This is a genomic window from Streptomyces polygonati (genome assembly GCF_042650325.1).
Classification (GTDB): Bacteria; Actinomycetota; Actinomycetes; order Streptomycetales; family Streptomycetaceae; genus Actinacidiphila; species Actinacidiphila polygonati.
This window is the reverse complement of the sequence record NZ_JBHSBB010000036.1, coordinates 1-26,835: the sequence shown is the minus strand read 5'-3', so window position 1 is coordinate 26,835 and position 26,835 is coordinate 1. Positions and strand designations below refer to the sequence as shown.

At 70.7% G+C, this 26,835-nt stretch carries 27 protein-coding genes and 1 pseudogene; 13 read left to right on the top strand and 15 right to left on the bottom strand.

All coding sequences use genetic code 11. The features are described from left to right. Positions 1-569 precede the first annotated feature (569 nt). Entirely contained in the window at positions 570-962 is a 393-nt protein-coding gene (locus ACFO3J_RS32440) for a hypothetical protein (RefSeq protein ID WP_386437282.1), read from the top strand. Between the two features lie 763 nt (positions 963-1,725). Here the strand turns inward: ACFO3J_RS32440 and ACFO3J_RS32435 are convergent. Beyond that, on the bottom strand, positions 1,726-2,415 hold the full coding sequence (locus ACFO3J_RS32435) for a TetR/AcrR family transcriptional regulator (protein ID WP_386437279.1): 690 nt from the start codon (positions 2,413-2,415) through the stop codon (positions 1,726-1,728). Positions 2,416-2,692: 277 nt separating this feature from the next. Here ACFO3J_RS32435 and ACFO3J_RS32430 point away from each other — a divergent pair, with 277 nt between their 5' ends. Beyond that, positions 2,693-3,250 (top strand): hypothetical protein, encoded by a 558-nt coding sequence (locus ACFO3J_RS32430; protein ID WP_386437276.1) that lies wholly within the window; start codon positions 2,693-2,695, stop codon positions 3,248-3,250. Here the strand turns inward: ACFO3J_RS32430 and ACFO3J_RS32425 are convergent. Then, positions 3,178-3,699 (bottom strand): hypothetical protein, encoded by a 522-nt coding sequence (locus ACFO3J_RS32425; RefSeq protein ID WP_386437274.1) that lies wholly within the window; start codon positions 3,697-3,699, stop codon positions 3,178-3,180. The two genes, ACFO3J_RS32430 and ACFO3J_RS32425, sit on opposite strands and share 73 nt — an antisense overlap. A 119-nt stretch (positions 3,700-3,818) precedes the next feature. Further along, a complete protein-coding gene (locus ACFO3J_RS32420) occupies positions 3,819-4,649 on the bottom strand; it encodes a LysR family transcriptional regulator (RefSeq protein WP_386437271.1) in 831 nt (276 codons plus the stop codon). Between the two features lie 162 nt (positions 4,650-4,811). On the opposite strand from ACFO3J_RS32420, the gene ACFO3J_RS32415 reads away from it, so the two are divergent. After that, on the top strand, positions 4,812-5,300 hold the full coding sequence (locus ACFO3J_RS32415) for a nuclear transport factor 2 family protein (protein WP_386437269.1): 489 nt from the start codon (positions 4,812-4,814) through the stop codon (positions 5,298-5,300). A gap of 116 nt (positions 5,301-5,416) precedes the next feature. On the opposite strand, the gene ACFO3J_RS32410 is transcribed toward ACFO3J_RS32415, so the two are convergent. After that, positions 5,417-7,624, bottom strand: coding sequence for a SpoIIE family protein phosphatase (locus ACFO3J_RS32410; RefSeq protein WP_386437266.1), 2,208 nt, complete (start codon positions 7,622-7,624; stop codon positions 5,417-5,419). Positions 7,625-7,894: 270 nt separating this feature from the next. Between ACFO3J_RS32410 and ACFO3J_RS32405 the strand changes: the two genes are divergently transcribed. The 3 genes from ACFO3J_RS32405 to ACFO3J_RS32395 all read left to right on the top strand — a co-directional run bounded on the left by ACFO3J_RS32405 (position 7,895) and on the right by ACFO3J_RS32395 (position 10,567). After that, positions 7,895-8,827: an SDR family oxidoreductase gene (locus ACFO3J_RS32405; protein WP_386437264.1), complete on the top strand. Its 933-nt coding sequence runs from the start codon at positions 7,895-7,897 to the stop codon at positions 8,825-8,827. A 40-nt stretch (positions 8,828-8,867) separates the two neighbouring features. After that, entirely contained in the window at positions 8,868-9,701 is an 834-nt protein-coding gene (locus ACFO3J_RS32400; RefSeq protein WP_386437262.1) for a helix-turn-helix transcriptional regulator, read from the top strand. A gap of 350 nt (positions 9,702-10,051) precedes the next feature. Continuing rightward, positions 10,052-10,567 (top strand): carbonic anhydrase, encoded by a 516-nt coding sequence (locus ACFO3J_RS32395; RefSeq protein ID WP_386437260.1) that lies wholly within the window; start codon positions 10,052-10,054, stop codon positions 10,565-10,567. A gap of 131 nt (positions 10,568-10,698) precedes the next feature. On the opposite strand, the gene ACFO3J_RS32390 is transcribed toward ACFO3J_RS32395, so the two are convergent. Together ACFO3J_RS32390 and ACFO3J_RS32385 are read right to left on the bottom strand one after the other, a co-directional pair. Next, complete coding sequence (locus ACFO3J_RS32390) at positions 10,699-11,166, bottom strand: winged helix-turn-helix transcriptional regulator (RefSeq protein ID WP_386437258.1); 468 nt, start codon at positions 11,164-11,166, stop codon at positions 10,699-10,701. 121 nt (positions 11,167-11,287) lie between these two features. Next, the gene (locus ACFO3J_RS32385; RefSeq protein WP_386437256.1) at positions 11,288-12,157 is read right to left on the bottom strand and encodes an MBL fold metallo-hydrolase; all 870 of its coding nucleotides are present in this window, start codon (positions 12,155-12,157) and stop codon (positions 11,288-11,290) included. A 46-nt stretch (positions 12,158-12,203) separates the two neighbouring features. Between ACFO3J_RS32385 and ACFO3J_RS32380 the strand changes: the two genes are divergently transcribed. Next, positions 12,204-12,350 (top strand): hypothetical protein, encoded by a 147-nt coding sequence (locus ACFO3J_RS32380; RefSeq protein WP_386437253.1) that lies wholly within the window; start codon positions 12,204-12,206, stop codon positions 12,348-12,350. A 265-nt stretch (positions 12,351-12,615) separates the two neighbouring features. Here ACFO3J_RS32380 and ACFO3J_RS32375 read toward each other — a convergent pair whose 3' ends face one another. The 5 genes from ACFO3J_RS32375 to gap form a co-directional block, all read right to left on the bottom strand. Further along, on the bottom strand, positions 12,616-13,179 hold the full coding sequence (locus ACFO3J_RS32375) for an SDR family NAD(P)-dependent oxidoreductase (RefSeq protein ID WP_386437252.1): 564 nt from the start codon (positions 13,177-13,179) through the stop codon (positions 12,616-12,618). Positions 13,180-13,632: 453 nt separating this feature from the next. Further along, positions 13,633-14,364 (bottom strand): type 1 glutamine amidotransferase domain-containing protein, encoded by a 732-nt coding sequence (locus tag ACFO3J_RS32370; RefSeq protein WP_386437249.1) that lies wholly within the window; start codon positions 14,362-14,364, stop codon positions 13,633-13,635. A gap of 104 nt (positions 14,365-14,468) precedes the next feature. After that, a complete protein-coding gene (locus ACFO3J_RS32365; RefSeq protein WP_386437246.1) occupies positions 14,469-15,965 on the bottom strand; it encodes an MFS transporter in 1,497 nt (498 codons plus the stop codon). A 311-nt stretch (positions 15,966-16,276) separates the two neighbouring features. Beyond that, complete coding sequence (locus tag ACFO3J_RS32360; RefSeq protein ID WP_386437243.1) at positions 16,277-16,981, bottom strand: SDR family oxidoreductase; 705 nt, start codon at positions 16,979-16,981, stop codon at positions 16,277-16,279. A 231-nt stretch (positions 16,982-17,212) separates the two neighbouring features. Then, on the bottom strand, positions 17,213-18,208 hold the full coding sequence (gap, locus tag ACFO3J_RS32355; protein ID WP_386437240.1) for a type I glyceraldehyde-3-phosphate dehydrogenase: 996 nt from the start codon (positions 18,206-18,208) through the stop codon (positions 17,213-17,215). 359 nt (positions 18,209-18,567) lie between these two features. Here gap and ACFO3J_RS32350 point away from each other — a divergent pair, with 359 nt between their 5' ends. Beyond that, on the top strand, positions 18,568-19,218 hold the full coding sequence (locus ACFO3J_RS32350) for a winged helix-turn-helix transcriptional regulator (RefSeq protein WP_386437237.1): 651 nt from the start codon (positions 18,568-18,570) through the stop codon (positions 19,216-19,218). 54 nt (positions 19,219-19,272) lie between these two features. On the opposite strand, the gene ACFO3J_RS32345 is transcribed toward ACFO3J_RS32350, so the two are convergent. Together ACFO3J_RS32345 and ACFO3J_RS32340 are read right to left on the bottom strand one after the other, a co-directional pair. After that, positions 19,273-19,629 carry a hypothetical protein gene (locus tag ACFO3J_RS32345; protein WP_386437235.1) on the bottom strand — a complete coding sequence of 119 codons (357 nt, stop codon included), beginning with the start codon at positions 19,627-19,629 and terminating at the stop codon, positions 19,273-19,275. A gap of 107 nt (positions 19,630-19,736) precedes the next feature. Beyond that, positions 19,737-20,720, bottom strand: a complete 984-nt coding sequence (locus ACFO3J_RS32340) for a quinone oxidoreductase family protein (RefSeq protein WP_386437232.1) — start codon at positions 20,718-20,720, stop codon at positions 19,737-19,739. A gap of 132 nt (positions 20,721-20,852) precedes the next feature. Between ACFO3J_RS32340 and ACFO3J_RS32335 the strand changes: the two genes are divergently transcribed. From ACFO3J_RS32335 to ACFO3J_RS32325, 3 genes are all read left to right on the top strand, one after another. Then, on the top strand, positions 20,853-21,617 hold the full coding sequence (locus tag ACFO3J_RS32335; RefSeq protein WP_386437230.1) for a TetR family transcriptional regulator: 765 nt from the start codon (positions 20,853-20,855) through the stop codon (positions 21,615-21,617). Between the two features lie 395 nt (positions 21,618-22,012). After that, positions 22,013-22,408 (top strand): alpha/beta fold hydrolase, encoded by a 396-nt coding sequence (locus tag ACFO3J_RS32330; protein ID WP_386437227.1) that lies wholly within the window; start codon positions 22,013-22,015, stop codon positions 22,406-22,408. A 247-nt stretch (positions 22,409-22,655) separates the two neighbouring features. After that, positions 22,656-23,018 (top strand): hypothetical protein, encoded by a 363-nt coding sequence (locus ACFO3J_RS32325; RefSeq protein ID WP_386437224.1) that lies wholly within the window; start codon positions 22,656-22,658, stop codon positions 23,016-23,018. Positions 23,019-23,215: 197 nt separating this feature from the next. On the opposite strand, the gene ACFO3J_RS32320 is transcribed toward ACFO3J_RS32325, so the two are convergent. After that, positions 23,216-23,812 carry a TetR/AcrR family transcriptional regulator gene (locus ACFO3J_RS32320; RefSeq protein WP_386437221.1) on the bottom strand — a complete coding sequence of 199 codons (597 nt, stop codon included), beginning with the start codon at positions 23,810-23,812 and terminating at the stop codon, positions 23,216-23,218. 87 nt (positions 23,813-23,899) lie between these two features. On the opposite strand from ACFO3J_RS32320, the gene ACFO3J_RS32315 reads away from it, so the two are divergent. Beyond that, positions 23,900-24,754 carry an SDR family oxidoreductase gene (locus ACFO3J_RS32315; protein WP_386437218.1) on the top strand — a complete coding sequence of 285 codons (855 nt, stop codon included), beginning with the start codon at positions 23,900-23,902 and terminating at the stop codon, positions 24,752-24,754. Between the two features lie 122 nt (positions 24,755-24,876). Beyond that, positions 24,877-25,602: a dienelactone hydrolase family protein gene (locus tag ACFO3J_RS32310; RefSeq protein WP_386437215.1), complete on the top strand. Its 726-nt coding sequence runs from the start codon at positions 24,877-24,879 to the stop codon at positions 25,600-25,602. Between the two features lie 464 nt (positions 25,603-26,066). Here ACFO3J_RS32310 and ACFO3J_RS32305 read toward each other — a convergent pair. Beyond that, positions 26,067-26,234, bottom strand: a pseudogene (locus tag ACFO3J_RS32305) (2-phosphosulfolactate phosphatase); the annotation flags it as partial. Positions 26,235-26,835 lie beyond the last annotated feature (601 nt).

Here is a 26,835-nt window from a genome sequence, read left to right as displayed (position 1 = left end):
TCACCCAACCACCAACACCCCAGCCCACACCCCACCCACTGCACCAACTACCCACCCCTCCAATCTCAATTTCCGCCGCGTCGACGGCCGTAAGGCTCGGCGACGAGAGGTGAGCACAGCCGCATGGCCCCGTGCAGGACGCCTGCGGAGGGTTCGGAGGCGGGTCGTTCGGTCCGCTGCCGGGCGACGGCGCGTCACGTGCGCCCGGCGACGGCCGGCTCCACCGGTCCGGTACGACGGCCATGGCAATGGCGGGGCGCACGGCTGCTCACCGTACCCCGTGGAATTCCGCACCAGCATCGGCACCGCACGTCCCTGACGCCCGGCCGTGCTCCTGCCTGCCCGCGCACAGTCCCGACATGTACGTCCGCCAAGAACGAGGAGACACGATGTCCCGATCAGACAGCCTCCCGTGACCCGGCCGCCGCGCCACACGGGCACTGACCGGCGCGGCGCTGACCGTCGCGACCGTCCTGGCCACCATCTCCGCCACGGGCGGCGCCGAGGCCGCTACCATCCAGGCTTCCCCAGCGGGCACCGCCGGGCTCCGCCTGTCCGCAGCACCCAGCGTGCTGCGCCCGGCCGTCACGTCGGTCACGGTCACCCACACCTCGACCACCGCGCCGTACGCGACGATCACCTGCACCCTCACCTCACAGCCGCCGCTGCGCTACTACGGCGGCGCCTACCCGGGCGGCGGTGTGGAGGCGATCGCCAGCGTCCAGTGCACCAACGTCGTCAACGCCATCGCCGTCGAGGTGCTGCTGGCGAAGAACAACGTCGTGGTCGCCCAGAGCCCGGTCCGCTACTCCTACAGCACCACCCAGGGCCTCCAGACCACGGACACGCCGCACGGCGCCGGTACGTACATCACGGCCGCGGAAACCGGCATCACCTTCCCGGACGGCACGTACATAGTGAGCACGGAGGCCGACAGCGCCCCTCTGTACATCTCCAGTTGAACACCCGTTCCCGAACTCCAGCCAGGGCGGGGCCGGTAGCCCAGTAGCAGGTGGGCCGAAGGCGAAGCCGCTGACCACCAGCCCCGGATCGATCACACTGCCGGATCCCGTCGATCACGCGGTTGTCGTCGGCGTGCTCCGCGCGGAAGGCGAGGTCGTCCCACGTCGCCGGGTCCCGCCGGGCCCGGTCGAGATCCCTTCTGGGCCCAGGCAGGAGTCGTTCTTGCTCGTCAGTGGTCCCCATCCGTGACGGGGTGCAAGCCGATAGAAGCCGTTCCTCCGCGGTATCGGACGCGCATGTCGGCGACGATCTCGGGGGTGAGCCTGGCGGAGGCCGGAGTTGGCTCGTCTCGGACCGGCGTCGTGGGCGGCTGCCGGGGTCCGGGGTCGGCGACCGACCGCCAGGTCCACCCGTAGACGGCGCTCTCCACCGTGCGCCAGGCCAGGCCGAGTTGTGCGGCGTAGTCGCCAATCGTCGCCCGGCCGTTGCCGATCTCCGTGCGGAGCTCAGCGACCAGCCGGGATGTCAGTCGGCGGCGGAGAAGCACTGGAGGCAGGGGCATCGACCGCTCCCGCGTCAGGCGTGGCGGGGGCCGTCTTGCAGGAACTGAGCGGTGAGGGGAGCTTGGACGCCCAGGCGGGGGTCCGCGGCGGCCAGAGTCGCGGCCGGGGTGCGCTCGGTACGGGAGAAGGTGCGCACCCGGGAGTCCGGTGAGGAGTTCGCGGGCGGATGCCGGGCTGACCGGGTGTGGCCGAACCGCTGCTACGCGCTGGGCGGCGAGCACTCGATTCCGGGGACTGTCGTGATGGCCGAAGGCGCCTCGCCGGGCGCGGGGGCGGCGCCTTGGTCGGGGTGGTGGCCGATGAGGACCCGCAGTAGACCGTCGATGCCGCGCAGCAGCGTCTCCCCGGCCACGACGGGGTCGCCGAGGTAGCCGGCGCTCGTCGCGCCGTCGCGGAGCATGACGAAGTGCCGTCCGGCGTGCTCGGCCTCGGCCGGCGCGATCTCGGCGAACAGTGCGGTGATCGTCTGCAGGAACCAGTCGCGGTGCCGCACGACGGCCTGGTGGACCGGGTGGTCGGGAGCAGGGAATTCCGCTGCCGCGTTGAGGAAGGCACAACCGCGATAGCCGGGCGAGCGGATCTGCCCGGCCAGTGACGCTCCGATGCCCCGCAGGATCCCGCCGGTCGGCGCGTCCGCGGCCATCAGGGAGCCGATCTGGGTGCGGACCGCCTGGTCGACGCTGCCGATGTAGGCGACGGCCAGGTCTTCTTTGCTGCGGAAGTGGCGGTAGAAGGTGGCGTTGGTGACCTTCGCCTCGGCGACCAGGCGGTCGACGCCCACCGTGTGGATGCCCTCCGCGTAGAAGAGCTGCCCGGCGGTCCTCAGCAGCCGCTCCCGGGCTGCGGAGACTCTCCTGCCGGTGGCGGGGCCGGATTCCGTCTGCGTCATGCCTCCCAGCATAGCGGGTAGAACGCTCTCTCTTGTTTTAGCGCCGGGAATATGCCACGCTACCGACAAGAGAGATCGTTCTCTCTACGTCGAGAGGAGGTCTCCCATGACCGGTCCTGCCGTCCCGCGACGGCCCGCATTCCAGGGCTCCTCCTTCGTCGCCGGATCCGGCCTCCCTCCGGGAGAACCTCCCCGCCGACGTCGGCCCGGCCCGGGCGGCCGAACCAGTGCCGTACCCGTCCCCGGACCCCATCCCCGCACCCACTGGAGAATCCCCATGGCATCCGCCGCCGCCACGGAGCAGGTGAGCCCCGGCTCTGTCCTGCCCCGGCTGTACGCCGTCCGCTTCGCCTTCGCCGCCGCATGGGCGCTCCTGCTGCTGCTGTCCGGCTCCGACCTCACCACCGGGGCCAGAGTGCTGCTGTTCCTCTACCCCGCCTTCGACGTGGCCGCGGCTGTCGTCGACGCCAGGTCGGCGCGTACCGACGGGCCGGTCAAGGGCCTGTACACGAACATGGCCATCAGCACGCTCGCCGCCGTCGGCGTCGCCGTCGCCAGTACCTCCGGCACCGACGACGTCCTGCGGGTCTGGGGCGCCTGGGCCGTCGTCTCCGGCCTGGTCCAGCTCTTCGTGGGTATCGCCCGCCGGCCGATGGGCGGCCAGTGGGCCATGATCACCAGCGGCGGCATCTCCGTCCTCGCCGGCGCTTCCTTCATCCACAGCGCCTCGAAAGCCGACCCCTCGCTGACCACTCTGGCCGGCTACGCGGCACTCGGCGGCATCTTCTTCCTGGTTTCGGCGATCCGACTCCACCGCTCGACCCGTAAGGGCTGACCGAGCCGACCAGGAATCCCGGCGACCGGGCGCAGCGCGCAAGCCAGAGCGTGCGGTTTCCCAATTCCCGCTGACCAGTGGGCCTGAAGGGGCACGACCCCGCGGGGCGTAGGCGGGGAAGGCAACGGTCGTCGGGCACGGGCGTGAGCGGTGAAGTAGGGGCCGGGCACGAACCGCTGGAGTTCGTCGAGCCACACGATCGGCCTGGGCAGCGGGAACGCGGCGACGGCCACGGTGTTGACCAGCCCGCCGTCGCCGAGTTCGGGGGCCAGCACGACGAAGTCCCCCAGGACAGCGCGCGCCGACTCGTACAACAGCCGCGTCTTGCCGACCGAGGAGTCCACCACCAGCACCAGGAACCCGCCCTCGACCGACGCGGTCCGCATCCGCTCCCGTACCGTCCACATGGGAGTGGTCATCAGCGGGGTGTCGGCGAGGTCGGCGGTCACGGAGCGCTTGCCGCCTACGGGAGACCCTGCCTGCTGCACATCGTGTACCGCCCGGCCTGGGTGGGCGCAGGGCTGCCTCGCCGAGCCCGTTCTCGCCGCACGCGGCCCCTCGCCGGCGGCTACGGGGCGGGCTCGGTGAGCAGTCGGGTGTCGGCGTGATCGGCGGTGATGCGCTGGACGGTGCGGGCGAAGGAGGCGATCTCGGGGCGTGAGGTCTGGGCGAGCCAGCCGAGCGCCAGTGTCGTGGTGGGCAGGTCTGCCACCGGGACGGCGGTCACCTGCCGGGTCAGGCAGTCGGCGGCGGCCGAACCGACGACGGTGACGAGGCGGCCGAGGGCGACCCGGTCGAGGATCTCGTCCAGGCCCATCGGCGGGCACTGCTCCTGAAAGGCCGGATCCTGCCGGAGTTCGGCGGTGGTCACCACCGCGCGGTCCGCGAGAGGGTGGTCGCGCGGTACGAGGGCGACCGGGTGGGCCCGCGCCACTTCGGTGGTCAGCAGGCCGGTGAGGTCGTCGCTGTCCGTGCACAGCAGGGCGATGTCGGCCGTCGCGTCGCGCAGGGCGCCGGCCCCGTCGTGGGTGAAGACGAGGTCGGGTTCGGCGGCGTCCTGGGACCGCAGGACCTGCGCGAGCAGGCCGGAGCCGGTGCCGGGGCGGACCGCCAGGACGAGCCGTGCGGGACGGGCCGTGCGCTGCGTACGGCGCACCGCGGCGTCCAGACCCCGGAGCAGAGCGCGGCACTCGTCGAGGAAGACGAGGCCCGCCGCGGTGAGTTCCACCCGGCGGCTGGTGCGCTCCAGCAGACGCACCCCGATGCGGCGCTCCAGCCGGGACACCGCGCGGGACAGCGGCGGCTGGGCGATGCCCAGCCGCTCCGCCGCCCGGCTGAAGTGCAGTTCCTCCGCCACGGCGACGAAGTAGACGAGCTCCCGGGTCTCCAGTTGATCCATACCTCCAGAGTATCGCCGCGTACCGGAACGGTCATGGCTCCCCGGGCGGTGTCCTGGTCGGATGGGGTCAGCGGCTGCCGCGGGGGTTCGTTTCCCCGTGGCGGGACGCTACGCCGGGTGACCGCCGAGGTCCCGGACGCCCACCGAAAGGAAACCCCTCCCATGAGTGACGAGCGGCAGGTCCAGGAAGTCCTGGCCCGCTATGTCCGCGCCACCGACCGGCGCGACGGCAGGACGCAGGGCGGCCTGTTCACCGACGACGCGATCGTGCAGATCCACATCAGGACCGGCCCCGACAGCTACGAGCCGTTCGGCGAGCCCCTGATCGGCGGGGCGGGCGTGGAATACGCGGTCACCCACTTCATGTCCGCCCACCCGGAGGGCGGCTCCAGCCACCACACCACCTCCGACCACATCGTCGAGGTCGACGGCGACCACGCCCATCTGAACGCCCAGTTCATCGTCCACCGGGTGCGGGCGTCCGCCCGCCCGGCCGAGGGCTGGCCGGCCGGGTCCTCCGGCGCCCAGGGCGCCGTCCAGCCGATCGAGTCCGGGTACTACGACACCGAGCTGCGCCGGGTGGACGGCGAGTGGAAGATCGTCCGGCACAGCGTGCTGATGGACATGCCGATCGCGATTCCGGGGACCTGATGAAAGCCGTGGTCCACCGCCGATACGGCGGTCCGGAAGTGCCGGAACTCGCCGAGCCGCCCGAGCCCAGGACCCATCCAAAGCGCTCGGTCTGGACGCCCAGGACATCGACAGGCTCACGCCGCAGTTGCTGACGAACTGACAGGCAAACGGAGCCGGGCCCGCCCGGCTTTCCGCCGGATGCCGACCCGACGTCGCAGGGGCCGCGCCGGAGATAACCGGGGCTGGTCTTTCTCACGGGTGCGGGCCATCAGCAGGGCGACATCGTCTGCGTACATGCTTCTCTCGTCGTCCGGCACCAGCGCTCCGCGGCGGCGGCGCGGGGTCATGGCGTCGATCACGTGCGAGCAGAGCTGCTCAAGCGGCGTCCGGGGCCCGGTGAGGGCCGCACGCAGCCGGTTCATGCCGGCGTCCAGGTCGGCGGTGCGGGTTTCGATCAGGCCGTCGGTGTAGAGGGCGATGGTGGTGTTTTCGGGGAGTTCCACCGCGAAGGGCTCGCAGGACATCAGGCCCATGCCGATCGGGGCCCCGGTGGGGACCCGGGGAAAGGTGACGTTGCCGTCGGGCCAGAGCACGGCGGGGGGCGGATGGCCGGCCGAGGCCATGGCGCAGACGCTGGTGACCGGGTCGTAGACGGCGTAAGCGCAGGTGCATGTCATCACCAAGCCGGCGGAGCCCCCGGTGCTGCTGTCCTGCCCGGTCACCGGCAGGATCAGCCGGTCCAGCCGGGCGAGCAGCTCCTCGGGCGGCAGGTCCTGGTCGGCGAGCGTCCGCATGATGGTGCGGATCTGTCCCATCAGGGCGGCCGCGTTGATGCCGTGGCCGACGACATCGCCGACGGCAAGGCCGACCCGGGCGCCGGGCAGCGGGATCGCGTCGAACCAGTCGCCGCCCACACCTTCGTGCGTGTCGGCGGGCAGATAGCGTGAGGCCAGCTCGACGGCGCCGCCGCCGGACAAATGGTGCGGCAGCAGATTGCGCTGCAGCGCGATGGAGGCGGCCCGCTCGCGGGTGAAGCGGCGGGCGTTGTCAATGCTCAGCGCGGCCCGCCCGACCAGTTCCTCGATCAGCAGCAGGTCGTCCCCGGAGAACGGAACCTTGTTCTCGTTGCGGACGAAGACCGCTTCCCCGAGCAGGGTCCCGCGGGCACGGAGCGGGACGATGATCAGCGAGTGCATGCCCGTCTCCCGCACCGCGCGCAGGCGATTCGGGTCCTGGTTCAGCCAGTTGCCAGGGGAGAAGTCGACGGCTTCCTGGAGGTACGACTCTCCGGTCACCAGGGTGCGGGTGAAGGGGGACTCGGGCGGTACGAGGACCGCGTCTCCGACACGCCATACCGCTTCGGGCACCCCTTCATGGACGGATGCCATGCCGGCGCGGCGGAAGACCGGAATGCCGGCTTCGGAGGACGGGAGGCGCTGCAGGGGCTCCTCACCGAGCGGGACGCTCTCCCCCAGGTCGACGGTGACGAAGTCGGCGATGAGCGGCACCGCGGCGTCCGCGAGTTCCTGGGCGGTCGTGATGACGTCCAGGGTGGTGCCGACGCGGTTGCCCGCCCGGCCGAGGATCAGCAGGTGCTGACGGACGCGGGAGGTCTCGATGTCGGTGGCCATGTCGACCACCCCGATCGGCTTGCCGTCCGCCCCGTCGAGCCGGAAGTAGGAGGACGACAGCAGGCGCTCCTCGTCCTCACCCGGCAGGCGCCAGGTGTACTCCCGCTCGATCACCGGCTCACCGGTGTCCAGCACCTGCCGCATCGCGACCACGACCGACTTGCCCGTCTCGCCGGACTGCGCCTCCGTCATCAGGCGTCCCAGTCGCCGGCGCCCCAGCACGGTGTCCTGGCGCTCGGCGGCGTCGTTCAGCCACACGCAGCGCAGATCGGTGTCCCAGACGGACAGCCCGACCGGCGAGCGGGCCGTCAGTGCCGCCGAGATCGACGACCGTGCCGGCCGCCAGGACAGGGCCCCGGTGGGATCGGCGACCGTCACGAACCAGTCCTGCCGACCGTCGCCGGACAGCGGGGACGCCTCCACCGTCGCCAGGACGCCAGCGCCGCTCCTGCGGCGCAGTCGGATGGCTCCCGAGCACGGTTCTCGGGCCCGGAGGGGCGCGGCCCAGGCGGCGAACCCGACGGACGTCTCGGCCAGCAACCGCGCGGCGGGACGCCCCACCACCTCCTTCGCGCGGTAGCCCGTGACCCGCTCGGCGGCCGCCGTCCAGCCCAGGACGATCCCGTCGCCGCCGACCACCGCGGCGGCGGCGCCGACCGGACCGAGGATGTCCTCCGCGAACCGGGGCGTTCCTGTGCCGGATTCGGCCATCCCTGCATCCCATCGATCGATGCGCCGGCGTTCCCGCCCCGGGCGTGGTGGTCCGCTGACCATTTTCCCCCCGATCGGGCCCGTGCGCGGGCCGGGACGATTCCCCTGGTCAGCCCCGGCTCCGTGATTGCCCCGGGCGGCCCGCCGGCAGCGGCTCCCGGCCGGCGACCACGGTTTCGTTATCCATGGCTCGGCGTGACATGGATGCGCCCAGGCGAGGGTGAAAGGGTTGCAGAGCCGAGGAAAAGACGTCGAACAGGGAGTTTCGCAGTGATCGATGTGCCCGTACCCGACCTGACCGGGAGGCTCGCGGTGGTGACCGGCGCAAGCGACGGCATCGGCCGCGCGCTGGCCGGGAAACTGGCCCAGGCGGGGGCCGAGGTGCTTCTTGCCGCGCGGAACCCGGACAAGGGCGCCGCATCGGTCGAGAAGATCCGGGCAACGGTACCGGGTGCCGCCGTCTCGACCGGACCTGTCGATCTGGCGTCGCTGGCCTCGGTCGCCGCGTTCGCGGCGGCGCTGAACCGCGCCGGGCGGCCGGTCGACATCCTGGTCAACAACGCCGGCGTGATGGCGCCCGCCACCCGGCACACCACGGCGGACGGCTACGAACTGCAATTCGGTACGAACCATCTGGGCCATTTCGCGCTCACCGGACAGCTCCTCCCGCTGCTGCGCGCCGGCCGGGCCCGAGTCACCACCGTAACCAGCAGCGCCGCCCGCTCAGGCAAGATCAACTGGGACGATCCGCAGAGCGAGCGGAAGTACTCACCGATCGGCGGCTACGGTCAGTCCAAGCTCGCCAACCTGCTGTTCGGCCTCGAACTGGACCGGCGCAGCCAGGCGGAGGGATGGGGCATCACCAGTAACGCCGCCCACCCCGGCACCACCCTGACGAATCTCTACGCGTCCGGTCCCAACATGGGCCGTGGCCGGCCGTCGCCCTACGAGGCCATCATGAGCCGACTGGCCCGGCTTGGCGTCCTCGTTCACGGTGTCGACGCGGGGGTGCTTCCCGCGCTGTACGCGGCGACCGGCCCGGACGCGGGAGGAGGCCGGTTCTTCGGCCCCGACGGCTTCGGGCAGTTCACCGGCCGCCCGACAGAGCTGACCGTCTACAAGTCAGCCCGTTCCGCGGAGACCGCGGCAAGGCTCTGGGACGTGTCCGAGCGGCTGACCCGGGTCACCTACGACGCGCCCTGAGGTGTTCGCCGTCGGGGCCGTTGTCGACGACACTCTCATCATGGACAGGGCTCGACTCGCAGCTTTCCTGCGCACCCGGCGTGACTCGTTGCAACCTGAAGACGTGGGGCTGCCCCGTGGGCGGCGACGGCGCGCGGTCGGGCTCCGCCGTGAGGAGGTGGCGGCGCTGTCCGACGTGTCGGCCGACTACTACAGCCGGCTGGAGCAGGAGCGCGGACCCCACCCGTCCGAACAGATACTCTCCTCGATCGCCCGGGGTCTGCGCCTGTCCGTCGAGGAGCGCGACCATCTGTTCCAGCTCGGCGGCTACGCGGTCCCGCGACAGGGGCGCCGAAGCGATCGCGTCGATCCGGGCATCATGCGCATCCTCGACCGGCTCGCCGACACCCCCGCGCAGGTGGTGAGTCTCCTCGGCGAGACACTCGGGCAGACCGGCCCGGCCGTCGCGCTGGTCGGAGACGACAGCGGGCACACCGGGTTGGCCCGCAGCCTGCACCACCGCTGGTTCACCGATCCGGGTACGCGAATGATCTATCCCGAGGACGACCACCCGATGCACAGCCGTCTCCTCGCCTCGCATCTGCACGCGACATACGCCAGGGACGGCGTGGGCTCGCGTGCCGCGATGATCGTCGACGCGCTGCTGACCGCCAGCCCGGAGTTCGCCGCCCTGTGGCGGGAGCACCCGGTGCTCGGGGCGTATTGCGCTCCCAAACGCATCGTGCACCCGGCGCTCGGGCTGCTCGAACTTCACTGCCAGACCCTGGTGGACCCCGGCCGGTCCCAGGCGCTGCAGGTCTACACGGCCGCACCCGGAACGGAGAGCCACGAGAAGCTCCGACAGCTGTCCGTCGGTGGAGATCGCCAGGGGTGAGTCGTAGCCGTCCGCTGTCCTGCGGGCCGCCTCCTGAAGGGGTACAGACGGAGGCGACCTTCTCGCTCAGCGGGACGGCGGCCGGATCGGCGACGACTCCGACCCGCACGCGCTATCCGACGCGTTGACCGGCAGTCCTCACCCTCGCGCGCCGCGGAGCCCAGCGTGGGATCCGGCGCGGGGTCACGAGATGTGCGTTATGTTCGCATTCCCTCGATCTTTCCCGCCGGAGACGAATGGCCACCGGCCCGCGGGCTCGGGAGCCCCGGACAGCCGTCGGCGAGTTTCGTCGCGGCCCGGCGGTTCTGACCCGGAGAGCCAGCCACCACCCCGCCGGAAGGAGTGGACCCGTGGGTGTCGTAGAAACCCTTGCTGCCCGGAACCAGAGGTTCGTCGAGTCCGAGTTCGACGCCGGCCTGCGGATGAAGCCGAAGCTCGCGACGATCGTCATCTGCTGCGCCGACACGCGGGTCGACCCGGCGGTGGTGCTCGGTGCCGCTCAGGGCGAGATCATGGCGATCCGCAATATCGGCGGACGCGTGACGCCCCGCACGCTGGACGAACTGTTCATGCTCCGCGCCATCGCGCAGGCCGTCGACGACGACATCGACTCCACCTGGGAACTGGTGGTCATGCAGCACACCCAATGCGGGATCACCAGGATCGAATCCCGTCCGGAGCTGCTCGCCCCCTACTTCGAAGTCCCCGAGGACGAACTCGGCAGGGTCCTGGTGAACGACCCGTACGGCGCGGTCGCCCGGGACATGTCGGTACTGCGCGCCGACAGCCGCCTTGAGGGCGCCGGTGTCTCGGGGCTGGTCTACGACGTCGCGACCGGGCGGGTCCAAGCGGTGGCCGGGCGCTGACCTTTGCCTCCAAGGAGCTGTCGGCTTGGGTTTCTTCGGCTCGGGCGGCTTTCAAGGGGTCCGGCGAGGTCGCTGCCCCGGGGCGGCCGAGGCGCAGTCCGCCGAGGGCACCGCTCGCTGAAATGCACGTCCTAGCCGTCGGCCTCCGGCGCCCCGGGGCCGGGCACCATCCGAACGCGACCACGCTCAATGACGGCACCGCTCTCATCGGCGAAGGAGAGCGTGACCGGACGCCCGGTGCTCTCATCGACGAAGACGGCGGCAGGACCGCGTTCCATGGGCCGGTACTGGTCGCCCCAGTCCACGAAAGCGGCAAGGACCGGCAGCAGATCGCGGCCCGCCTCGGTGAGGACGTACTCGTCACGGGCCCGGGCCCCCGGGTCCCGGTACGGCCTGCGCTCCAGGAGCCCCTCTTCCACCAGCGAGTCCAACCGCGCGGTCAGGATGTCCGTGGGAGCACCGATCGCCCGGAACTCCGCGAACCGGGTGCGGCCCCACATCGCCTCGCGCATGATCAGCAGACTCCACTTCTGGCCGAGGGTCTCCAGACTGTGCGCGATCGAGCAGTAGCGGTTCGCGGTGAGTTCCATGGCTTTCATACGATCGAGAATACGCTGGCTTGGCAAACCCATGCCAGTTGGCTTCCCGGCGTCAACGGCGGACGCGCGTGGCTGGCCCCCGCCGATCGCCCGGCACTCCGGCCCGCCCGGTCCGCGGGTGTCACTGCGTGCCTTCGGGGATGGTCTTGAGGGGCAGCCCGAACATCAGCCAGGACTGGTGGCTGTCCCAGTCCGGATAGAGCTTGTCCATCTCCTCGAACAGTTCCCGCTCGGACGTGGTGGACTCCTTGAGCCGACCGAAGTCACGCAAGTAGCGCTTGGAGGCGTCGATGCACTCGGGCGTGTCGGGGGCGCCGGTCTTCTTGTGACCGGCGACCGCGATCTTCGGGCGGAGTGCCGCCAGCCGGTCGAGTGCGGCGATCCAGTTCTCCCGGCTCTCCGGTGTCGTCTCACCGACGAACATGTGGCACTGGTTGTACAGCACGTCGCCGGCGACGACCAGGTCGATGGAGGGCACGTGCAGCGAGGTGCTGTGCAGCCCGTCGGTGCGGCCTTGCTCGATGATGCGGATTTCCTCCCCCTCGAGCGTGAAGGTGTCCGACTCGTACGGCTCGGGCAGGGCCATGGTCGCGGGCAGACCGGGCCACATCTTCCGACCGAACTCGATCAGCTCCGGCGGGGTCGTGGCGATGACCTCCATCGTGCCGGGCGTGGCGATCGCTTTCGCGTTCGGGAAGCGTTCGAGCACGACCGACAGTCCGAAGAAGTGGTCGGGGTGTCCGTGAGTGATGTAGATCGTCGTGAGATTCTTGTTGTGCAGAGCGATCCAGTTCGCCAGGGCCTCGCCCTCCGCCGCGGTGGTGAGCGCGTCGACCAGCACGGCGTCACGCTCTCCGTAGATCAGCGTGGCCGTGGTCGGATCCCAGCCGAACGGCGGACCCATCTCCAACGGCCGCTCGCCGACGGCCTGCCTGCGAGGAGAATTGAATACATTGACGTCCAAACTCTTCGACGAACGCAGCTCGGACATGGTTTGAGCCTTTCTTCAGTCAGTGCACCCCTGACAGAGCCAGGTCGTGGCACTGAAGCCTGCCAGCGGCAAGGCCGTTTTTCTTCGTCGATCACAAGAATGGTCGATCACAAGAATGAGTGCCGGCAAGGGCGCTTGGAACGTTCATTCCATGGAAAGCCTGCTCAAAGCCCGGCAGCGCGGCCACGGTTGATTGTCCTACGGCCAAGCGAGCTGCGCTATTCGGGACTGACGCGCGACGACTCTTTGCCCTGCGGAGCGCTCCGGGGAGTGGACCTGCGCCGCGACGAGCGGGGGTCGGGGCTGTCTCGGCGAACCGGTCAACCCTCGCGGGCAGCCGCACCCCCCGCGGGCCGCGAGGCGCCGGTCCGGCTCCTCGCTTTGTCGGGGCTTCCGGCCGGCTGCCCTGCCTGCGGCGGCGCCCGCGCCCTTCGTGTGCGGGAAAGCGGTGCGGCTGCTCAGTTCCCGGGGGCGAATTGCGGGTAGAGCGCCTCGATGGGACCGGACAGCGCGCTCTTGATGCCGCGGCTGATGTCGTCGCATATCACTTCGAGGTCGCCGGCTTCGAGGCCGTCGTAGATGACGGCCACGATGTCCCGGGGGTCGGCTTTGGGTACGTCGAGTTCCGCGATGAGCGGAGTGTCGGTGAAGGCCAGGTGGGCGCCGACCACCTGGGTTTTCTGTCCGGCGAGTTCGATCCGCAGGCCGTTGGTCAGGGACCAGAACGCGGACTTGGTCGACGGGTAGGCCGAGGGCGTGGCCAGCCAGCTGAGCCCGGACAGGATGTCGACCAGGGCGCCGCCGCCGTTGGCCTCGAGGACCGGCGCGAACGCCTGCGCCACCGCCAGAGGGGCGAAGACGTTGGTCTCGTACAGCGCTCGCACCTCGTCGAGGGTGATCTCCAGCAGGGGCTTGGTGTTGGTGATGCCGGCGTTGTTCAGCACGACGGTGGAGTCGTGCGCGGTCTCGGCCGCGGCGGCCACCGACGCGGTGTCGTTGACGTCCAGGCTGCCCGGTGCCATCCGGTCGCCGGTGCCGCTCCGCGCGTCGTGGGCGCGGATGCGTGCGATGGGCGGCGCGGGTTCTCCCCCGCGCCGTCAGGGTGCCGACGGGCCGGGACAGTTCACGACGTCTCCGTGCGCGCGGCTTCGGACCGGTGCCCGCCCCGCCGGTTGGGCTGGGACGCTTGCGCCGCACCGTCCGCACCGTGGCGATCAGGGGCCTCGGCCCGGCTTCTGACCAGCGGTCGGGTTCGGTCGGGTCGTTGCGGCCGGATCAGTCCCCCCGCGCGCCGCGGTCCCGTAGCCTGCCTCCGGCCACGAGACTGCCGGGTCGCGCGGCCGGCTGTTTCCGTACGGACCGGCTCACGCGCGCCCGAGCGCGGGGAGCACAGGCAGCTTTCGGGCTCCGGGACGGCCGCGCTCGCCTTTCGCGCATGGCCGTTCAGCCCAGGGCGGGTTGCGTGGGCGACCGGGTCACGCCCCGGAGGGCTTGCCGGCCCGTTCGGCGAGCATGTCCAGCACGGCGCGGGCGGCCTCGGCGGCCGACTGGGGGTTCTGGCCTGTCACCAGATTCCCGTCGACGACCACATGGGAGGACCAGGCGGGTCCGGGCTCGTGGAGGGCGCCGGCGGCCCTGAGCCGTTCCTCCAGCAGCCAGGGGGCGTTGGCGGCGCGGCCGGTCAGCGTCTCCTCCTCGTCGGTGAAGGACGTCATCCGCCGTCCTTTGAAGAGCCAGTTCCCTTCGGCGTCGCCGGCCGCCAGGAAAGACGCCGGTCCGTGGCAGAGGGAAGCCACGGCCTTGGACGGATCGGGCAGCAGCGCCGCCAGGATCCGGGCGACGTCCTCGTTGACGGCCAGATCCTGCATCGGGCCGTGGCCGCCGGGAATGAACACCCCGTCGTACGCCGCCGGGTCGATGTCTTCCAGTCGCTCCGGCGCGTCGAGCAGGTCCTTGACCTCCTCCAGGTAGGCGCGCAGATCGGCGGCCTTCTTCTCATCTCCTCCGTTGGCCCGCGCTGTCAGGCTGCCCTCGTCCACCACCGGGCGGCGCCCGCCGGGCGAGGCGATGGTCAGGTCCACCCCGGCCGCGGTGAACACGCGGTGCGGTTCGACGAATTCCTCGGCCCAGAAGCCGGTCGGCCGCTGAGTGCCGTCCTTCTGGCTCCACCTGGTCGCCGCGGTCAGAACCATGAGCAGTGATGGCATGGCGTTCCTCCATTGGTGTTCCGCTGGTGTTCCGTGTCAGGAGATCGGTCCGGACCCGGCCTACGGGTTCACACCCGGATGGCCGGGCCTGAACCCGACGGGGTTCAGTGGGCGGTACGGATCGGGTCGGGTCCCACCTCCTGAGACGTCTCCGGCGCCCGCTCCGGCCCGGACGGGCCGCCTTGGCCAGCCTGGGGCGCCTTCGGTGTGATCGCCAGTGCGGTCACGACGGCGACGGCGGCCATGCCGGCCGAGACGATCCAGCTGAGCCGGTACAGGTGGAGCGACGCCGCGCCGGAGGCGGTGCCGAGGACGGCGACCAGAACGCTCACGCCGAGGACCGAACCGACCTGCTGGGCCATTGACACGACGGCGCTGCCGGTGGCGGTCTGCTCAGGTCGCAGGTCCACCGTCGCGGAGGAGACAAGCGTGGGGAAGGCCAGCCCCACGCCCGCACCACCCAGCAGCCAGCCCGGCAGGAACGCCCCCGCGTAGTCACCGCTCTCGTGGAGGTAGACCGCGTGCAGGACGATGCCGCCGCCGAACAGCACGATCCCCGCCGCGGCGATGAGTCCGGGTCTGACGCGTGCCTTGACCTGGAGCATCTCTCCTAGCGCGGCGAAGACCGGGACCACCAGGGTTCCGGGCGCGGAGGCCAGGCCCACTTTGATGGCTGAGTAGTGCCAGTGCCCCTGCATCCACAGGATGACCGACAGGAGCCTGATCGAGAAGGCCGCCATGAACAGCAGGGTGGTCACGTTGGCGAAGCTGAACACCCGATCGCGGAACAGGCCCAGTTCGAGCACCGGTGCGCGATGGCGTGCCGAGGACCACAGGCACCCGGCCACCGCCGCTGCCGCCACGACGAAGGCGACGATCACGCCGGTGCTGGACCAGCCCCAGTCGGGTGCCTGCACGACGGCCAGCGCGAGCGCGCTGATGCCCAGGGTGAGCAGTCCGCCGCCGGCCAGGTCCGGCAGCCGGGTGTCCTGGTCGTGCCGGGTGTCGGGCAGCACCTTCGCGGCGGCGGCGAGCGCGATGAGGCCGATCGGGATGTTGATCAGGAACACCCAGCGCCAGGAGGCCTGGACGAGTACGCCGCCGATGATGGGTCCCGCGGTGGCGGCCAGGGCGTTGGCGGTGAACCAGATCCTGACGTAGCGGCTCACTTTGCCGGGCGGCGCGGTGGTGAGGATGAGCCCGAGACTCGACGGCGTCATGAAGGCGGCACCTGCGGCCTGGAGGCACCGGAACGCGACCAGTATCCAGATCCCGCCGCTCAGTGCCGCGCCCAGGCTGGCGGCGGTGAACAGGCCGAGGCCCAGCAGGAATCCGGGCTTGCGGCCGTAGCGGTCGGAGAGCCGGCCGGCGGGTACGAGCAGTCCCGCGTAGATGACGGCGTAGGCGCTGAGGATCCAGCTCAGATCGGACAGCGACGATTCATGGACGCCGCGGCCGATGGACGGCAGTCCGACCTGGGTGATCCACACGTCGAGCGACGCAAGGAAGGTCGCCGAACACAGGATCACCAGCGCGCGGACAGCGCGCGCATCCGTCGGGGGCGTGCCCTCGCGCGGCGACGAGGTTCCGGCGGCTGGCATAAAAGAACTCCGTAAGTCTGAGTCGGAACGTCAAAGTTGGTCGTATGTCGCGCAGTTCACGGTGTCGATCGGCGCCGGCCGGCACGTCTCGATCCGGCGCACCACGCCCCTGCGGCCAACCCCGTCTCCTCGGCCCGGACGGCCTCCCGGCCTCGGCCTGGAGCAGCGAGGGGCTCTCCACTCCGCGCGGCCGGAGGCGGCGGGGCGGCGGACCCCGGCGGCCGTGGGACGCCGCAGGCGCCGGCCCGGTGCGGTGCGGTGCGGTCGTGACGTGACGCCGACGACCCCGGGGCGTGAGCCGACCGCCGGCCCTACCCGGCGGCGAGGGCCGGATACAGGGCAGTGACCGGCTGGGACAGGGCACCGTGGACCTTGGCGGCCATGGCGTCCGGGATGAGCTCGAACTCGCCGGCTTCAAGGGCGTCGTAGGTGGCGGCGGCGATGTCGGCGGGCCTGCTCATCCCGGAGCGGTCGTCACCGGGCTGCATGGGGGTGTCGATCGGCCCGGGGTACACGCCGAGAACATGGACGCCCTGCGGGGCGAGTTCGAGGCGGAAGGCGTTGGTCGCCATCCACAGCCCCGCCTTGGAGACACTGTGGGCCTTGCCCACGGCGAACCAGCTGAGCACGGATCCGATGTTGACGAGCGCGCCCTTGGCCGCCAGGAGGCCGGGGGCGAAGGCACGGACGACGAGGATCGGACCGAGCAGATTGGCGTCGACGGCCTCCCGCACGTCCTGGACCGGGGCGGTCAGCAGGTCCCCGCGCGGGAAGACGGCGGCGTTGTTGATCAGGACGGTGACGTCGCCGGCCTGGGCGGCGGCCCGCTCGATCGAGTCGGGGTCGGTCAGGTCCAGCTGGAGCGGCGTCACCCGCTCGTCGCCCCACTCCTTGGGGTTGCGCGCGGCCGCGTAGACGTGCCGGGCACCGCGCCGCAGGGCGGCGTCGACCAGGGCGGTCCCCAGTCCGCCGTTGGCACCGGTGACAAGAACAGTTGCGTCTTTCAGAGAAGTCATGGGCCCAGCATAGATCAGCACTGCATCATTGCAAGTACGAAGCATTATTCGAATCAAACATCTTCCAGGAGACCTTACTTGTCCCTAGGCAGGGACTTGCAGACGTCCGGACCTGCGGAAACCTCGGCCGACAGGCCGCGGTACGGCCCGGTGTTCCATCCTGGTCACCGGCGCCGTCGAGCCCCTCGTTCTCCGCCAGCGCCCGGCCGTGGACTCCGGAGCGGCGTCCGGTCAGCCGGCGAGCAATTCGAGGGTGTCGACCACGCGGTTGGAGAAGCCCCATTCGTTGTCGTACCAGGCGACCACCTTGATGTGGCGGCCGTCGACACGGGTGAGGGCGGAGTCGAAGATGGAGGAGGCGGGGTTGCCGGTGATGTCGGAGGAGACGAGCGCGTCCTCGGAGTATTCGAGGACACCGGCCAGCGGGCCCTCGGCGGCCGCGCGGTAGGCGTCGAGGACATCGTCGCGTGTCACATCGCGGGCAACGGTGGTGTTGAGTTCGACGATCGAGCCGACGGCGACCGGGACACGGAGGGCGTCGCCGGAGAGCCTCCCGTCGAGAGTGGGCAGGACGAGGCCGATGGCCTTGGCGGCACCGGTGGTCGTGGGCACGATGTTCGCGGCGGCGGCTCGGGCTCGGCGGGCATCGCGGTGCGGACCGTCCTGCAGGTTCTGCTCCTGGGTGTACGCGTGCACCGTGGTCATGAAGCCCTGCTCGATGCCGGCGAGGTCGTCCAGGACCTTGGCGAGCGGGGCGAGCGCGTTGGTGGTGCAGGAGGCGTTGGAAATGATCCTGTGCGCGGCCGGGTCGTACACCTCGGTGTTCACGCCGTAGGCGATGGTGGCGTCGGCGCCGCTGGAAGGCGCGCTGACCAGGACCTTCTTCGCGCCTGCGGTGAGGTGGGCGCCAGCCGCCTCGGCGGAGGCGAAGCGGCCACTGGACTCCAAGACGATGTCGACACCCAGGTCGGCCCACGGGAGCCGCGCCGGGTCGCGTTCGGCGAACACCGCGATCCGGCGCCCATCGACCACCAGATCGTCACCCTCGGCCGACACCGGGCGCCCCAGCCGCCCGGCGGTGGTGTCGAAGGCCAGCAACCGGGCCAGGGTGGCGGAGTCGGTCAGGTCGTTGACGGCCACGACCTCCAGGCCGCTCCGCCGTGCGAGCAGAGCCCGCAGCGCGTTGCGGCCGATACGGCCGAATCCGTTGATGGCGATACGCGTCATGGGATGAGTCCTCTCGATGTCGCCCTGCCGGGCAGGGGCACGGACCGGCGGCGCCTCACTTTCTCGATGAGATCCGGGGAAAACCTGAAGGCCTCCGCCCGACGCGGGGCCGAGAAGGTCCCGTTGTCGCAGGCCTCGACCGGGGTGCGAGGTGCGGGATGCGGGATGCTGAGCAAGCGAGACGGGGGGAACCTGCCGGCCCATGGTCGGACCGGAGTGGCAGACGGTCGCGGCCTCCAGCGTCACGCTGCGGGCAGGCGACGGCAACCGGGGACGGGAACACTGCCTACTTCATTATTGCAAGCAAGAATCTTTACGGAGACTGTGCGTCACTATGAGAAGCGAGCTAGCCTTAGTGCATGAAGCGTCGCGACTACGGACAGTACTGCGGTCTCGCCCGCGCCATGGAGCTCGTGGGTGAGCGGTGGGCCCTGCTGATCGTTCGCGATCTCACGGTCCGGCCGCGCCGGTTCACGGATCTGCTCGAGGGACTCCCCGGCATCCCCACCAACGTGCTCTCGACCCGGCTCAAAGAGCTCGAACAGGCGGGCATCATCGAGCGCCAGCTCGCTCCGGCGCCCCAGCGGGGAGTTCAGTACGCCTTCACCCAGGCCGGGCACGACCTCGAACCCGCGCTCCTCGCACTCGGACGCTGGGGAGCCACCCAGCTCGGCGAGCCCCGGCCCGGGGAGATCGTCACGCCGGAGTCGGTGACCCTCTCGCTGCGGGCCGTGTTCGATCCCGCGGCAGCCGCAGACCTCACGGCGTCCTGGGAGATCCGCCACCCCGACTACATACTGCACGCCGTCGTCACCGACGGGCACCTGGAAGCAGGCGTCGGCCCGACCCCCGACAAGCCGGACCTCGCCATCACCTTCGAGCCGGACGGCCTGCCCTCCTACCGGGCACTCGTACAGGCTGCCAAATGCGGGCTCGTCAAGCTGGAGGGACGGCGCACCCTTCTGCAGACCTTCCTCCGGGTCTTCGCATCCACCGAACAGGACCGCTGACAGGCTGGCTTGCGCGGTGGAGGCCGCTGTCGCCGCAGGGCGTGTGGAGAAGTCTCAGCGGACCTCCTCGTCCCAGAGGGCGTCGCGGGCCAGTCGTTTGGCGTGTGCGCTTGCCGGATCTCCGCTGCCCCAATTGGTCCGAGCGCGAGCGGGCTCCGCACAGCGGGTGGCGAGTGCGTTCTTCCCGAATTCCAGGGGTGGGCAGGAGGAAGACCGCTTGGCCGGGCCGGCGCAGCAGCGGTGCCCGGTGGTCGCCCGATCACCCCGGTAGACCGTGACGTCGTACCGGTCCGCCAGCAGCTGGGTCAGCGTGCTTTTGCCGGCACCCGTGCCGCCGCCGATCCAGCGCACGTGCGCGAGTCGGTCGGTGAGGGCGTGACAGGTCCCGGCGTCCGGGAAGGCGGAGGTCATGTCCGTATGGTCATGGTCTTCGGGCAGAGATCGCAGTCTTGTTCTCAGGCGTCAGCAGCATGCATATGAAAGAGGGGGCGGCCCCGGGTCACCGGCCCGGCGGGAGGTCAGGGGGCCAGCAGGATCCGGCCGCGCACCGAGCCCTGTTCGACGAGGCGATGCGCTTCGGCGGCCTCGGCCAGCGGCAGCGTCCGGGTGCTGATGTCGACCAGGCCCTGCCCGATGGCCTCCAGGGCGCCCAGGGTGGCGGGTCGGGCCTGCTCGGGGTGGGCAGGAAGGTAGAAGCCGATCGAGAAGCCGAGCAGGGCGAGGCTGCCGAACCACAGGGAGTTGGTGGGCACGGTGTGCTCCCAGTCGCCGCTGGCATTGCCCACCAGCAGCATCCGGCCCATCGGCGCCATCACCCGCAGGCTGTCGGTGCGCAGCCGGCCGCCGACCGGGTCGACGACCACGTCGAAGCGCTGCCGGCCCACCGCGTCGAGCAGATCCTCACCGGCGACGACCTCGTCGTAGGGCAGGGCGGAGGCTCGCGCCGCGGCGAGCGAGGAACGGCGCACGGTGCCGACCACGGCGGCGGCGCCCAGGGTGCGGGCCACGCCGGGGAAGGTGGCGGCCAGCCCGCCCAGGGCGCCATGGACGAGGAGCCGCTCGCCCGGCTTGAGGTGGGCCACCTCGGTCAGGGCCAGGTAGGCGGTGGCCGCGTTGGGCACGGCCGCCACTGCCGCCGCCGGGTCGATCCCGGTGCCGTCCAGCCGGGCGGTCAGCGCCGCGTCCACCACGGCGATCGAGGCGTAGCCGCCCTCGGCCCCGGTGCCGGACAGCGTCACCACCGGCTCCCCGGTCCGGAAGCCCGCCACACCCGCCCCCACCGCGCGGACGGTGCCGGCCACTTCCAGCCCGGGAACGTACGGCGGCTGCGGCAGTCCCGCCCGGCCCTTGTACAGGCCCTGGCGGATATAGACGTCGATCAGGCCGACGGCGGCATGGCTGACGTCGATGGCGACCTGACCGGGCCCGGGGGCCGGGTCAGGCAGTTCGGTGAGCGCGAAAACGCCCGGTTCGCCGAATCCCGTGACAACTGCGGCGTGCATGGCCGGTCTCCTCTCGTCGACTGGCCGGGTGGCACGGCGGCGGCCGCCGCTCCCGACGCAATCGAATTGCGTTATCTGCACGCTAACACTCTTCCCGGCGATAACGCATCCAGCACGCGTTACAGTGGGGGCATGCATCGCCGAGCCCGCTCGCAGGAGGCCAAACTCCGCCGCGCCGAAGACCTCCTCGACGCCGCCCGGCTGCTGGCCGCCGAGCGCGGCGGGGTCCGCCACATCACCCTGGCAGCCGTCACCGAAGCCGCCGGCCTGCACCCGTCCGCCGTTCGGCGCTATTTCGACAGCAAGGAGGAGCTGCTGCTCGAACTGGCGGAACGCGGCTGGAACCAGTGGCGCGACCTCCTCACCGCCCATCTCGCGGACGCCGGCGACCTCGATCCGGCGCGCACCGCCACCGCCGTGGCCGCCACCCTCGCCGCACAGCCGCTGTTCTGCGACCTCCTCACCCATGTACCGCTCAGCCTCGAAGGCGACGTCGGCATCGAACGCGCCCGCCGCTACAAGACCAACTCCTTCAGCGCGTACGACGCCATCGTCGACGCCCTGACCGGCGCGGGCACCATGACCACCGCCCAGGTGCAGGACCTCATCACCGCCGCGCTGGGGCTGACCGCGAACCTCTGGCAGCTTTCGCACCCGACGCGAACCCTCGCCGAGCTCTATGCCACCAACGCCCGCTGGGGCCACGCCGCGCTCGATTTCGAGCCACGCCTCACCCGCCTGCTCCAGGCCATGGCCGCCGGCCTCACCGCTCCCGACCAGCCCGCCGGGTCCGCGGCGGCGAGCAGGGCCCACCGCCGTGCCGCGCCCAGCCCGCTCAGCGGGTCTCCCCCGGGACCGCTCCCGCCAGGCGGCACAGGCAGTCGGCGGCAGGGGTGAATTCGGGCGACAGGACGGCCGGTTTCGTGCACGACGACCGCTGGTGGCGAGCAGGCCGGCGTGGCGGTGAACGAGTATGAGGGTGACGGGAACGCCGTTCCTGGCAGCGCTGGGTCGTGCGGCGTGGGACGCACTCGGGACGGCGCATCGGGAGGAGAGTCCGGTCGAGGAGATACCGCGCGCCCTCCGCCTGCTCCCACTGGCGGGCGCGGAGGCGACGATGGGCGAGTCAGCCCGACGATCCCTACCGCGCTGCTGGCAATCCAGCGGTCGGACCGCCGCCTGTCCCTCCACGGCAGTGACGTTGCCGTCCTCGACGACTGGGAACTGCGCTCCCTGATCGAACAGACCCTGGCCGGGAAGCACCACCGGTCACCCTTGTAGATCTGGAGGAGTTGCCGCACCGCACGGAGGAGCAGAAGGTCGAGCTGCTCACACTGGCCTGGTTCACCGACCACCGTGATCCCGAGCAGGGCTGGCGCTGGGCGGCCCAGGGTGCCCGGCGGCGCCGCCCCGTCAACTGGGCTATGAACACTGAACTTGGCGAGGAAGGACGGGCGGACCCGCTCGATGACCATCTTGCCGAACTGCGCGTGTGCCTGCCCGAGCGAGCCGAGCTTCTCGGCGGGGCCGCCGATCCCCGCCCTGTGTCGGCTCTCGAATCACTCGCGCTGCGGCTCGGTCTTCCGCTGACGCCGATCGAGGGCGCCGGGCACGAGCCCTGGCTGGAACAGCCCGACGCTGTGCGCACGCACCTTCGGCGATTCGTGCAAGGGATGGTGGGCGCATAGCGTTTCGACCGACGACGCCATAGTCGCGGCCCTCCAGGAACGCTTCACGGCCAGGCAAGGCCCTGGCGACGGCGGCTGGCAACAAGCAGTTGCTCGCCGCGGCGGGTATCGGCGTTCGGACCGTCCACGACAATCCTTTGCAGCACCGGTGACGTAAATTTCTTACCTTCGCACGAGTTATTGCAGGAATGTGTCGCCAACCCTACGCTCGGAGGCCGCCTTCCTCCTTCCGAAGGGACAACAACCCGTGAGCAAGCTCCGTCTGACCGCCGCTGCGAGCGCAGCGGCCCTGGCCGCGATCCTCATCCCCGGCGCCACCAGCGCCGTCGCCGTGGCACGCCCCGCCGCGTCCGACTGCTGGTACAGCACGGACTTCGACCTCGTGGGCGGCCAGGTGTCGCTGTACGACTTCAAGACCTGCAACGGCGTCGTGCAGCCCGCGTACGGGGTGATCGAGAAGGTCGACGCCAACGGAACGGTCCTCCCGGTGGCTTACGGCTTCGGCACCATCCGCTACACCTGCCAGGGCAGCACCCCGACCGTCTACCGCTTCGCCGGTGATCTCAACCCGCTGGTGACCTTTACGCCGGGCACGGTGCCCTGCGGCTGACCTGAGGCCAGCGCCGCGCGCGTCCGGTGCGCGGCGGTGACGGGCCCTCCTTGCCGCAGCGGGGAGCGGCCCGTCACCGTGTCCGGTTGCGGCGGCCGAGGATGCGGTTGCCGCCGGCATCCGCGGAAGCGGCCCGACCGGGTCCACGGCAACGCGTGCACCGCGCCCGCAGCATGCTTCGACCGGGGCGCCGACGGTCAGCGCAGTTGGTCGAATGCCTGGTCGGCTTCGGCTACGGCCTCGGGGTGGACGTCGTGGGCGGCTCGACCGCCGGCGATCTTCTGCCAGTTGGTCCGGGCGAGGACTCGTTGGACCACGAGCACCTGGGCGGCTCGCAGACGCGCCTGGATACCCTCGCCGAGGGCGTCCGCCAATGCCTCCTCGTCCTCCATCTGGTAGCGCGTGAGCCGCCCCGCCAGGCTCGGCGTGGAGAACACCAGCCGGTGGAAAGCCACCACCTCCGGTTGATCGTTGAGGCCGGTGACGGGGTCGTACCGATCGAGGCCGGACCGGAAGTGCTGGTGCAGCGCCGTCACCGGGTCGATGCCGGACCCGCGGTCACCCACGACGCGTGCCGCCTCGCCCTGGTGGTCTGCGAACCGGTGCAGCACCAGGTCTTCCTTGGTGGCGAAGTACCGGAAGAGGGTCGGCTTGGAGACCTCCGCCGCCGTGGCGATGTCGTTGACGGAGACCGGGTCGAAGCCGCGCTCCAGGAACAGCGAGATGGCCGTGTCGCCGATGGCGTCGCGCGTCCGCTCCTTCTTCCGGGCCCGCAGTCCCGGCGGCTCGCTCATCCGATCACAGTAACATTCATAACCGGGTTGCTTTTTTAACCGAGTAACGTTTTCATGGGCGGCGTGCATCAGCCAGACATTCCTCCCGTGCTCGTAGCCGGGGCGACGGGCCGGATCGGCCGGGTCGTCATCGACCAACTCCTCGACGCGGGGGTGCCGGTCCGGGCCCTCGCCCATCGCCCCGATGCGGCGGCGACGCTGCCGGCGCAGGTCGAGGTCTTCACCGGCGACCTGACAGTGCCCGAGTCGCTCGACCCGGCATTGAACGGTGCCGGTGCGGTCTTCCTCGTCTGGACCGCCCCGCCCCCAACCGCCGCGGCAGTCGTCGAGCGGCTGGCCGCCCAGGTGCGGCGGGTCGTCTTCCTCTCCTCCCCGCACCAGACACCGCATCCGTTCTTCCAGCAGCCCAATCCCATAGCGGCGCTGCACTCCGACATCGAGCGGCTCATCGCGGCCAGCGGGCTCGAGTCGACGATCATCCGGCCGGGAATGCTCGCGTCGAACTCGCTGGCCTGGTGGGCGTCCGCGATCCGGGCCGGCGACGTCGTCCGGTGGCCCTACGGCGCTGCCAGGACGGCACCGGTCGACGACCGCGACATCGCGGCCGTCGCGGCGCGGACACTCCATCAGGACGGCCATGCCGGTGGCGACTACGTCCTCACCGGCCCCGAATCGCTGACGCATGCCGAGCAGGTCGACGCCATCGGTGACGCCCTGGGACGCCGGATCGCGTTCGAGGAGATAACGCCGGACGAGTTCCGCAGCCTGTCGGAGGGTACGGCGCCCCGCTCGGTCGTCGAGATGCTGCTCGCCGCGTGGCGCGCCGCGGTCGGACAGCCCGCCTACGTCACCACCGCGGTGACCGACATCCTCGGGACGGCGCCGCGAACGTTTCGCCAGTGGGCCGCCGACCACACCACCGCGTTCACCGAGGGTTCGTGACATCCACGACGGCGACCCGCGACCCCGGCCCACCTTCCCGGCGGCGCATCCGTCATGGGCCGCCGTCCGCCAGCGGTGAACATAGGCCTGACCGGGCTCAACAGTCAGTACTGTCCCGCGTCATGACGACGATCACAACGCGTACGATCGAATACCCGGCCGACGCCCTCACGATGATCGGGCACCTCGCACTCCCTGCCGATACTGGTCGTCGGCCCGCAGTCCTGATCGGGCCCGAGGGGATGGGCCTGAGCGACGTCGAGCGCCGCCGGGCCGAGGCCCTGGCCGAGCTGGGATACGTGACGCTGGCCTTTGACCTCCACGGCGGGCGGTATTTGAGTGATCCCGAGGAGATGCTGGCCCGCTGCCTGCCGCTGCTCGCCGATCCCGACCGGATGCGTGGCATCGGCAACGCGGCGCTCGACGTGCTGCGGGCCGAACCTCGGGCGGACCTCGACCGGATTGCGGCTATCGGCTACGGCACCGGAGGCGCGATCGCGTTGGAACTCGGTCGCGACGGCGCCGACCTGCGCGCGATCGGGACGGTCAACGCGGTGACCACGGGCCGGCCCGGCGACGCGGCACGCATTCGCTGCCCGGTGTGGGCCGGAGTCGGCTCCGAAGACCCGATCATGCCGCCCGCGCAACGGGAGGCGTTCACCGCCGAGATGCAGGCCGCAGGCGTCGACTGGCGCCTGACGGTCTACGGTGGAGCCCTGCACGCCTTCCACCACCCACCGGTCGACCACACCGTGCCCTCCGGCGTCGGCTATCACCCGCAGCACGCACAGCGAGCCTGGCGCGACATCGTCGACCTGCTCACCGAGTGCCTGCCCGTAACGAAGTGATGATCTGCACGCGCCCTCGGTGGGGGTCAGGGGCGGATGGCGACCGCCCTGTAGCGGGCCGCCTGGGCGTCGGTGATCGGATAGCCGGCGCCAGTCCGGTCGGGGGCGAAGAGGGAGTGCTGAGCCGAGGACGCCGAACGGGGTGACCCCGATCTTCCCCTGGCACGGTGAGATGCCCAGGGGCATCAGGGTCAGCGCCGTGCTGTCAGCTGGCACCTGGAAGTGCGCGGCGTACGGCGGTGGGTACCAGTCGGCGCCCATGCAGACCGTGTCCGTGGCCGACGTCCAGATGAGACTGAACGAGGTGCTCTGCCCGGGAGCGAGCCGGACGGCGGCGGGGCTTGCGGGGCCGTAGCGCGTCACCGACAGCGGGCGTGGCTCCTGGCGGGCCATGGCGTTTCATCAGCGGACGGTCCCCCAGTTCACCGCGCTGCCCGGCATCGACAAGGAACGGTGGGTGTCCTGGGTCCGGCAGGCCGACGTCCTGCTGGTTCGTCCAGCGATTCAGAAAGAACGATCTTCTCCGCCCCTTGGGCAAAGGTCCAGGCAGCCACCGTGAAAGCACGCATGACGTCGACCACGACCGCCACGGACAACCAGCGCTTATTCCGATCATGGCCGACCCGAAGCAATCGGCGGGTGCCGCGCGTCCTATCGGTGGTCTCGGAATGCGGCGCCACCGGCTGCCTGGATCGCGAAAGCGGTCCGCAACATTCACCGGGTCGAGCTACGACCGGTTAGCTCCGCTCCCCCACCGGGCGCTGTGTCCGTCCACTCCTGAGCCCGTAGCGGATTCGGGGCCGGTGAGTGCTCAGCGCCGGGGAACCCGCCCGAGCCGGGGCCTGGCGGGCGCGTGGAGCCTGCCGTCCTGGGCCCTGAGAGCGCGGGGGAAACGCGGCCCGGTGGGAGCTGAAAAAGCAGCCACATAACGCGCATCAGGAATCACATAAAGCGACGCGGGAGGCGCCCTCCCGTGATTCGGTCCATAGGACGTGCGTCACATACCCAGCCGCCTAGTATTTCCCCGCCCACCCTACAGCGCGATACGCGGACATTCGACGGCCCTTCCGGACCCGGCTACGAACCATATTCGTAGCCGGGGTCTTTGACCGGTGAATTCGAAACGACTAAGAATTCACGTGTCCACCAACGGAAGAGGTAAGTCCCGTATGCAGCTCACCACGATCCCGAACAAGCGCCCCCCGTTCTCCGCGTTCAACCGGCTGTCGAAGA

Bases quoted from the DNA above. Each gene is read 5' to 3' on its own strand.
- ACFO3J_RS32435 (WP_386437279.1), bottom strand. From the start codon at position 2,415: ATGACGCAGACGGAATCCGGCCCCGCCACCGGCAGGAGAGTCTCCGCA.
- ACFO3J_RS32430 (WP_386437276.1), top strand. From the start codon at position 2,693: ATGGCATCCGCCGCCGCCACGGAGCAGGTGAGCCCCGGCTCTGTCCTG.
- ACFO3J_RS32420 (WP_386437271.1), bottom strand. From the start codon at position 4,649: ATGGATCAACTGGAGACCCGGGAGCTCGTCTACTTCGTCGCCGTGGCG.
- ACFO3J_RS32415 (WP_386437269.1), top strand. From the start codon at position 4,812: ATGAGTGACGAGCGGCAGGTCCAGGAAGTCCTGGCCCGCTATGTCCGC.
- ACFO3J_RS32410 (WP_386437266.1), bottom strand. From the start codon at position 7,624: ATGGCCGAATCCGGCACAGGAACGCCCCGGTTCGCGGAGGACATCCTC.
- ACFO3J_RS32400 (WP_386437262.1), top strand. From the start codon at position 8,868: ATGGACAGGGCTCGACTCGCAGCTTTCCTGCGCACCCGGCGTGACTCG.
- ACFO3J_RS32390 (WP_386437258.1), bottom strand. From the start codon at position 11,166: ATGAAAGCCATGGAACTCACCGCGAACCGCTACTGCTCGATCGCGCAC.
- ACFO3J_RS32385 (WP_386437256.1), bottom strand. From the start codon at position 12,157: ATGTCCGAGCTGCGTTCGTCGAAGAGTTTGGACGTCAATGTATTCAAT.
- ACFO3J_RS32375 (WP_386437252.1), bottom strand. From the start codon at position 13,179: ATGGCACCGGGCAGCCTGGACGTCAACGACACCGCGTCGGTGGCCGCC.
- ACFO3J_RS32370 (WP_386437249.1), bottom strand. From the start codon at position 14,364: ATGCCATCACTGCTCATGGTTCTGACCGCGGCGACCAGGTGGAGCCAG.
- ACFO3J_RS32365 (WP_386437246.1), bottom strand. From the start codon at position 15,965: ATGCCAGCCGCCGGAACCTCGTCGCCGCGCGAGGGCACGCCCCCGACG.
- ACFO3J_RS32360 (WP_386437243.1), bottom strand. From the start codon at position 16,981: ATGACTTCTCTGAAAGACGCAACTGTTCTTGTCACCGGTGCCAACGGC.
- gap (WP_386437240.1), bottom strand. From the start codon at position 18,208: ATGACGCGTATCGCCATCAACGGATTCGGCCGTATCGGCCGCAACGCG.
- ACFO3J_RS32350 (WP_386437237.1), top strand. From the start codon at position 18,568: ATGAAGCGTCGCGACTACGGACAGTACTGCGGTCTCGCCCGCGCCATG.
- ACFO3J_RS32345 (WP_386437235.1), bottom strand. From the start codon at position 19,629: ATGACCTCCGCCTTCCCGGACGCCGGGACCTGTCACGCCCTCACCGAC.
- ACFO3J_RS32340 (WP_386437232.1), bottom strand. From the start codon at position 20,720: ATGCACGCCGCAGTTGTCACGGGATTCGGCGAACCGGGCGTTTTCGCG.
- ACFO3J_RS32335 (WP_386437230.1), top strand. From the start codon at position 20,853: ATGCATCGCCGAGCCCGCTCGCAGGAGGCCAAACTCCGCCGCGCCGAA.
- ACFO3J_RS32320 (WP_386437221.1), bottom strand. From the start codon at position 23,812: ATGAGCGAGCCGCCGGGACTGCGGGCCCGGAAGAAGGAGCGGACGCGC.
- ACFO3J_RS32310 (WP_386437215.1), top strand. From the start codon at position 24,877: ATGACGACGATCACAACGCGTACGATCGAATACCCGGCCGACGCCCTC.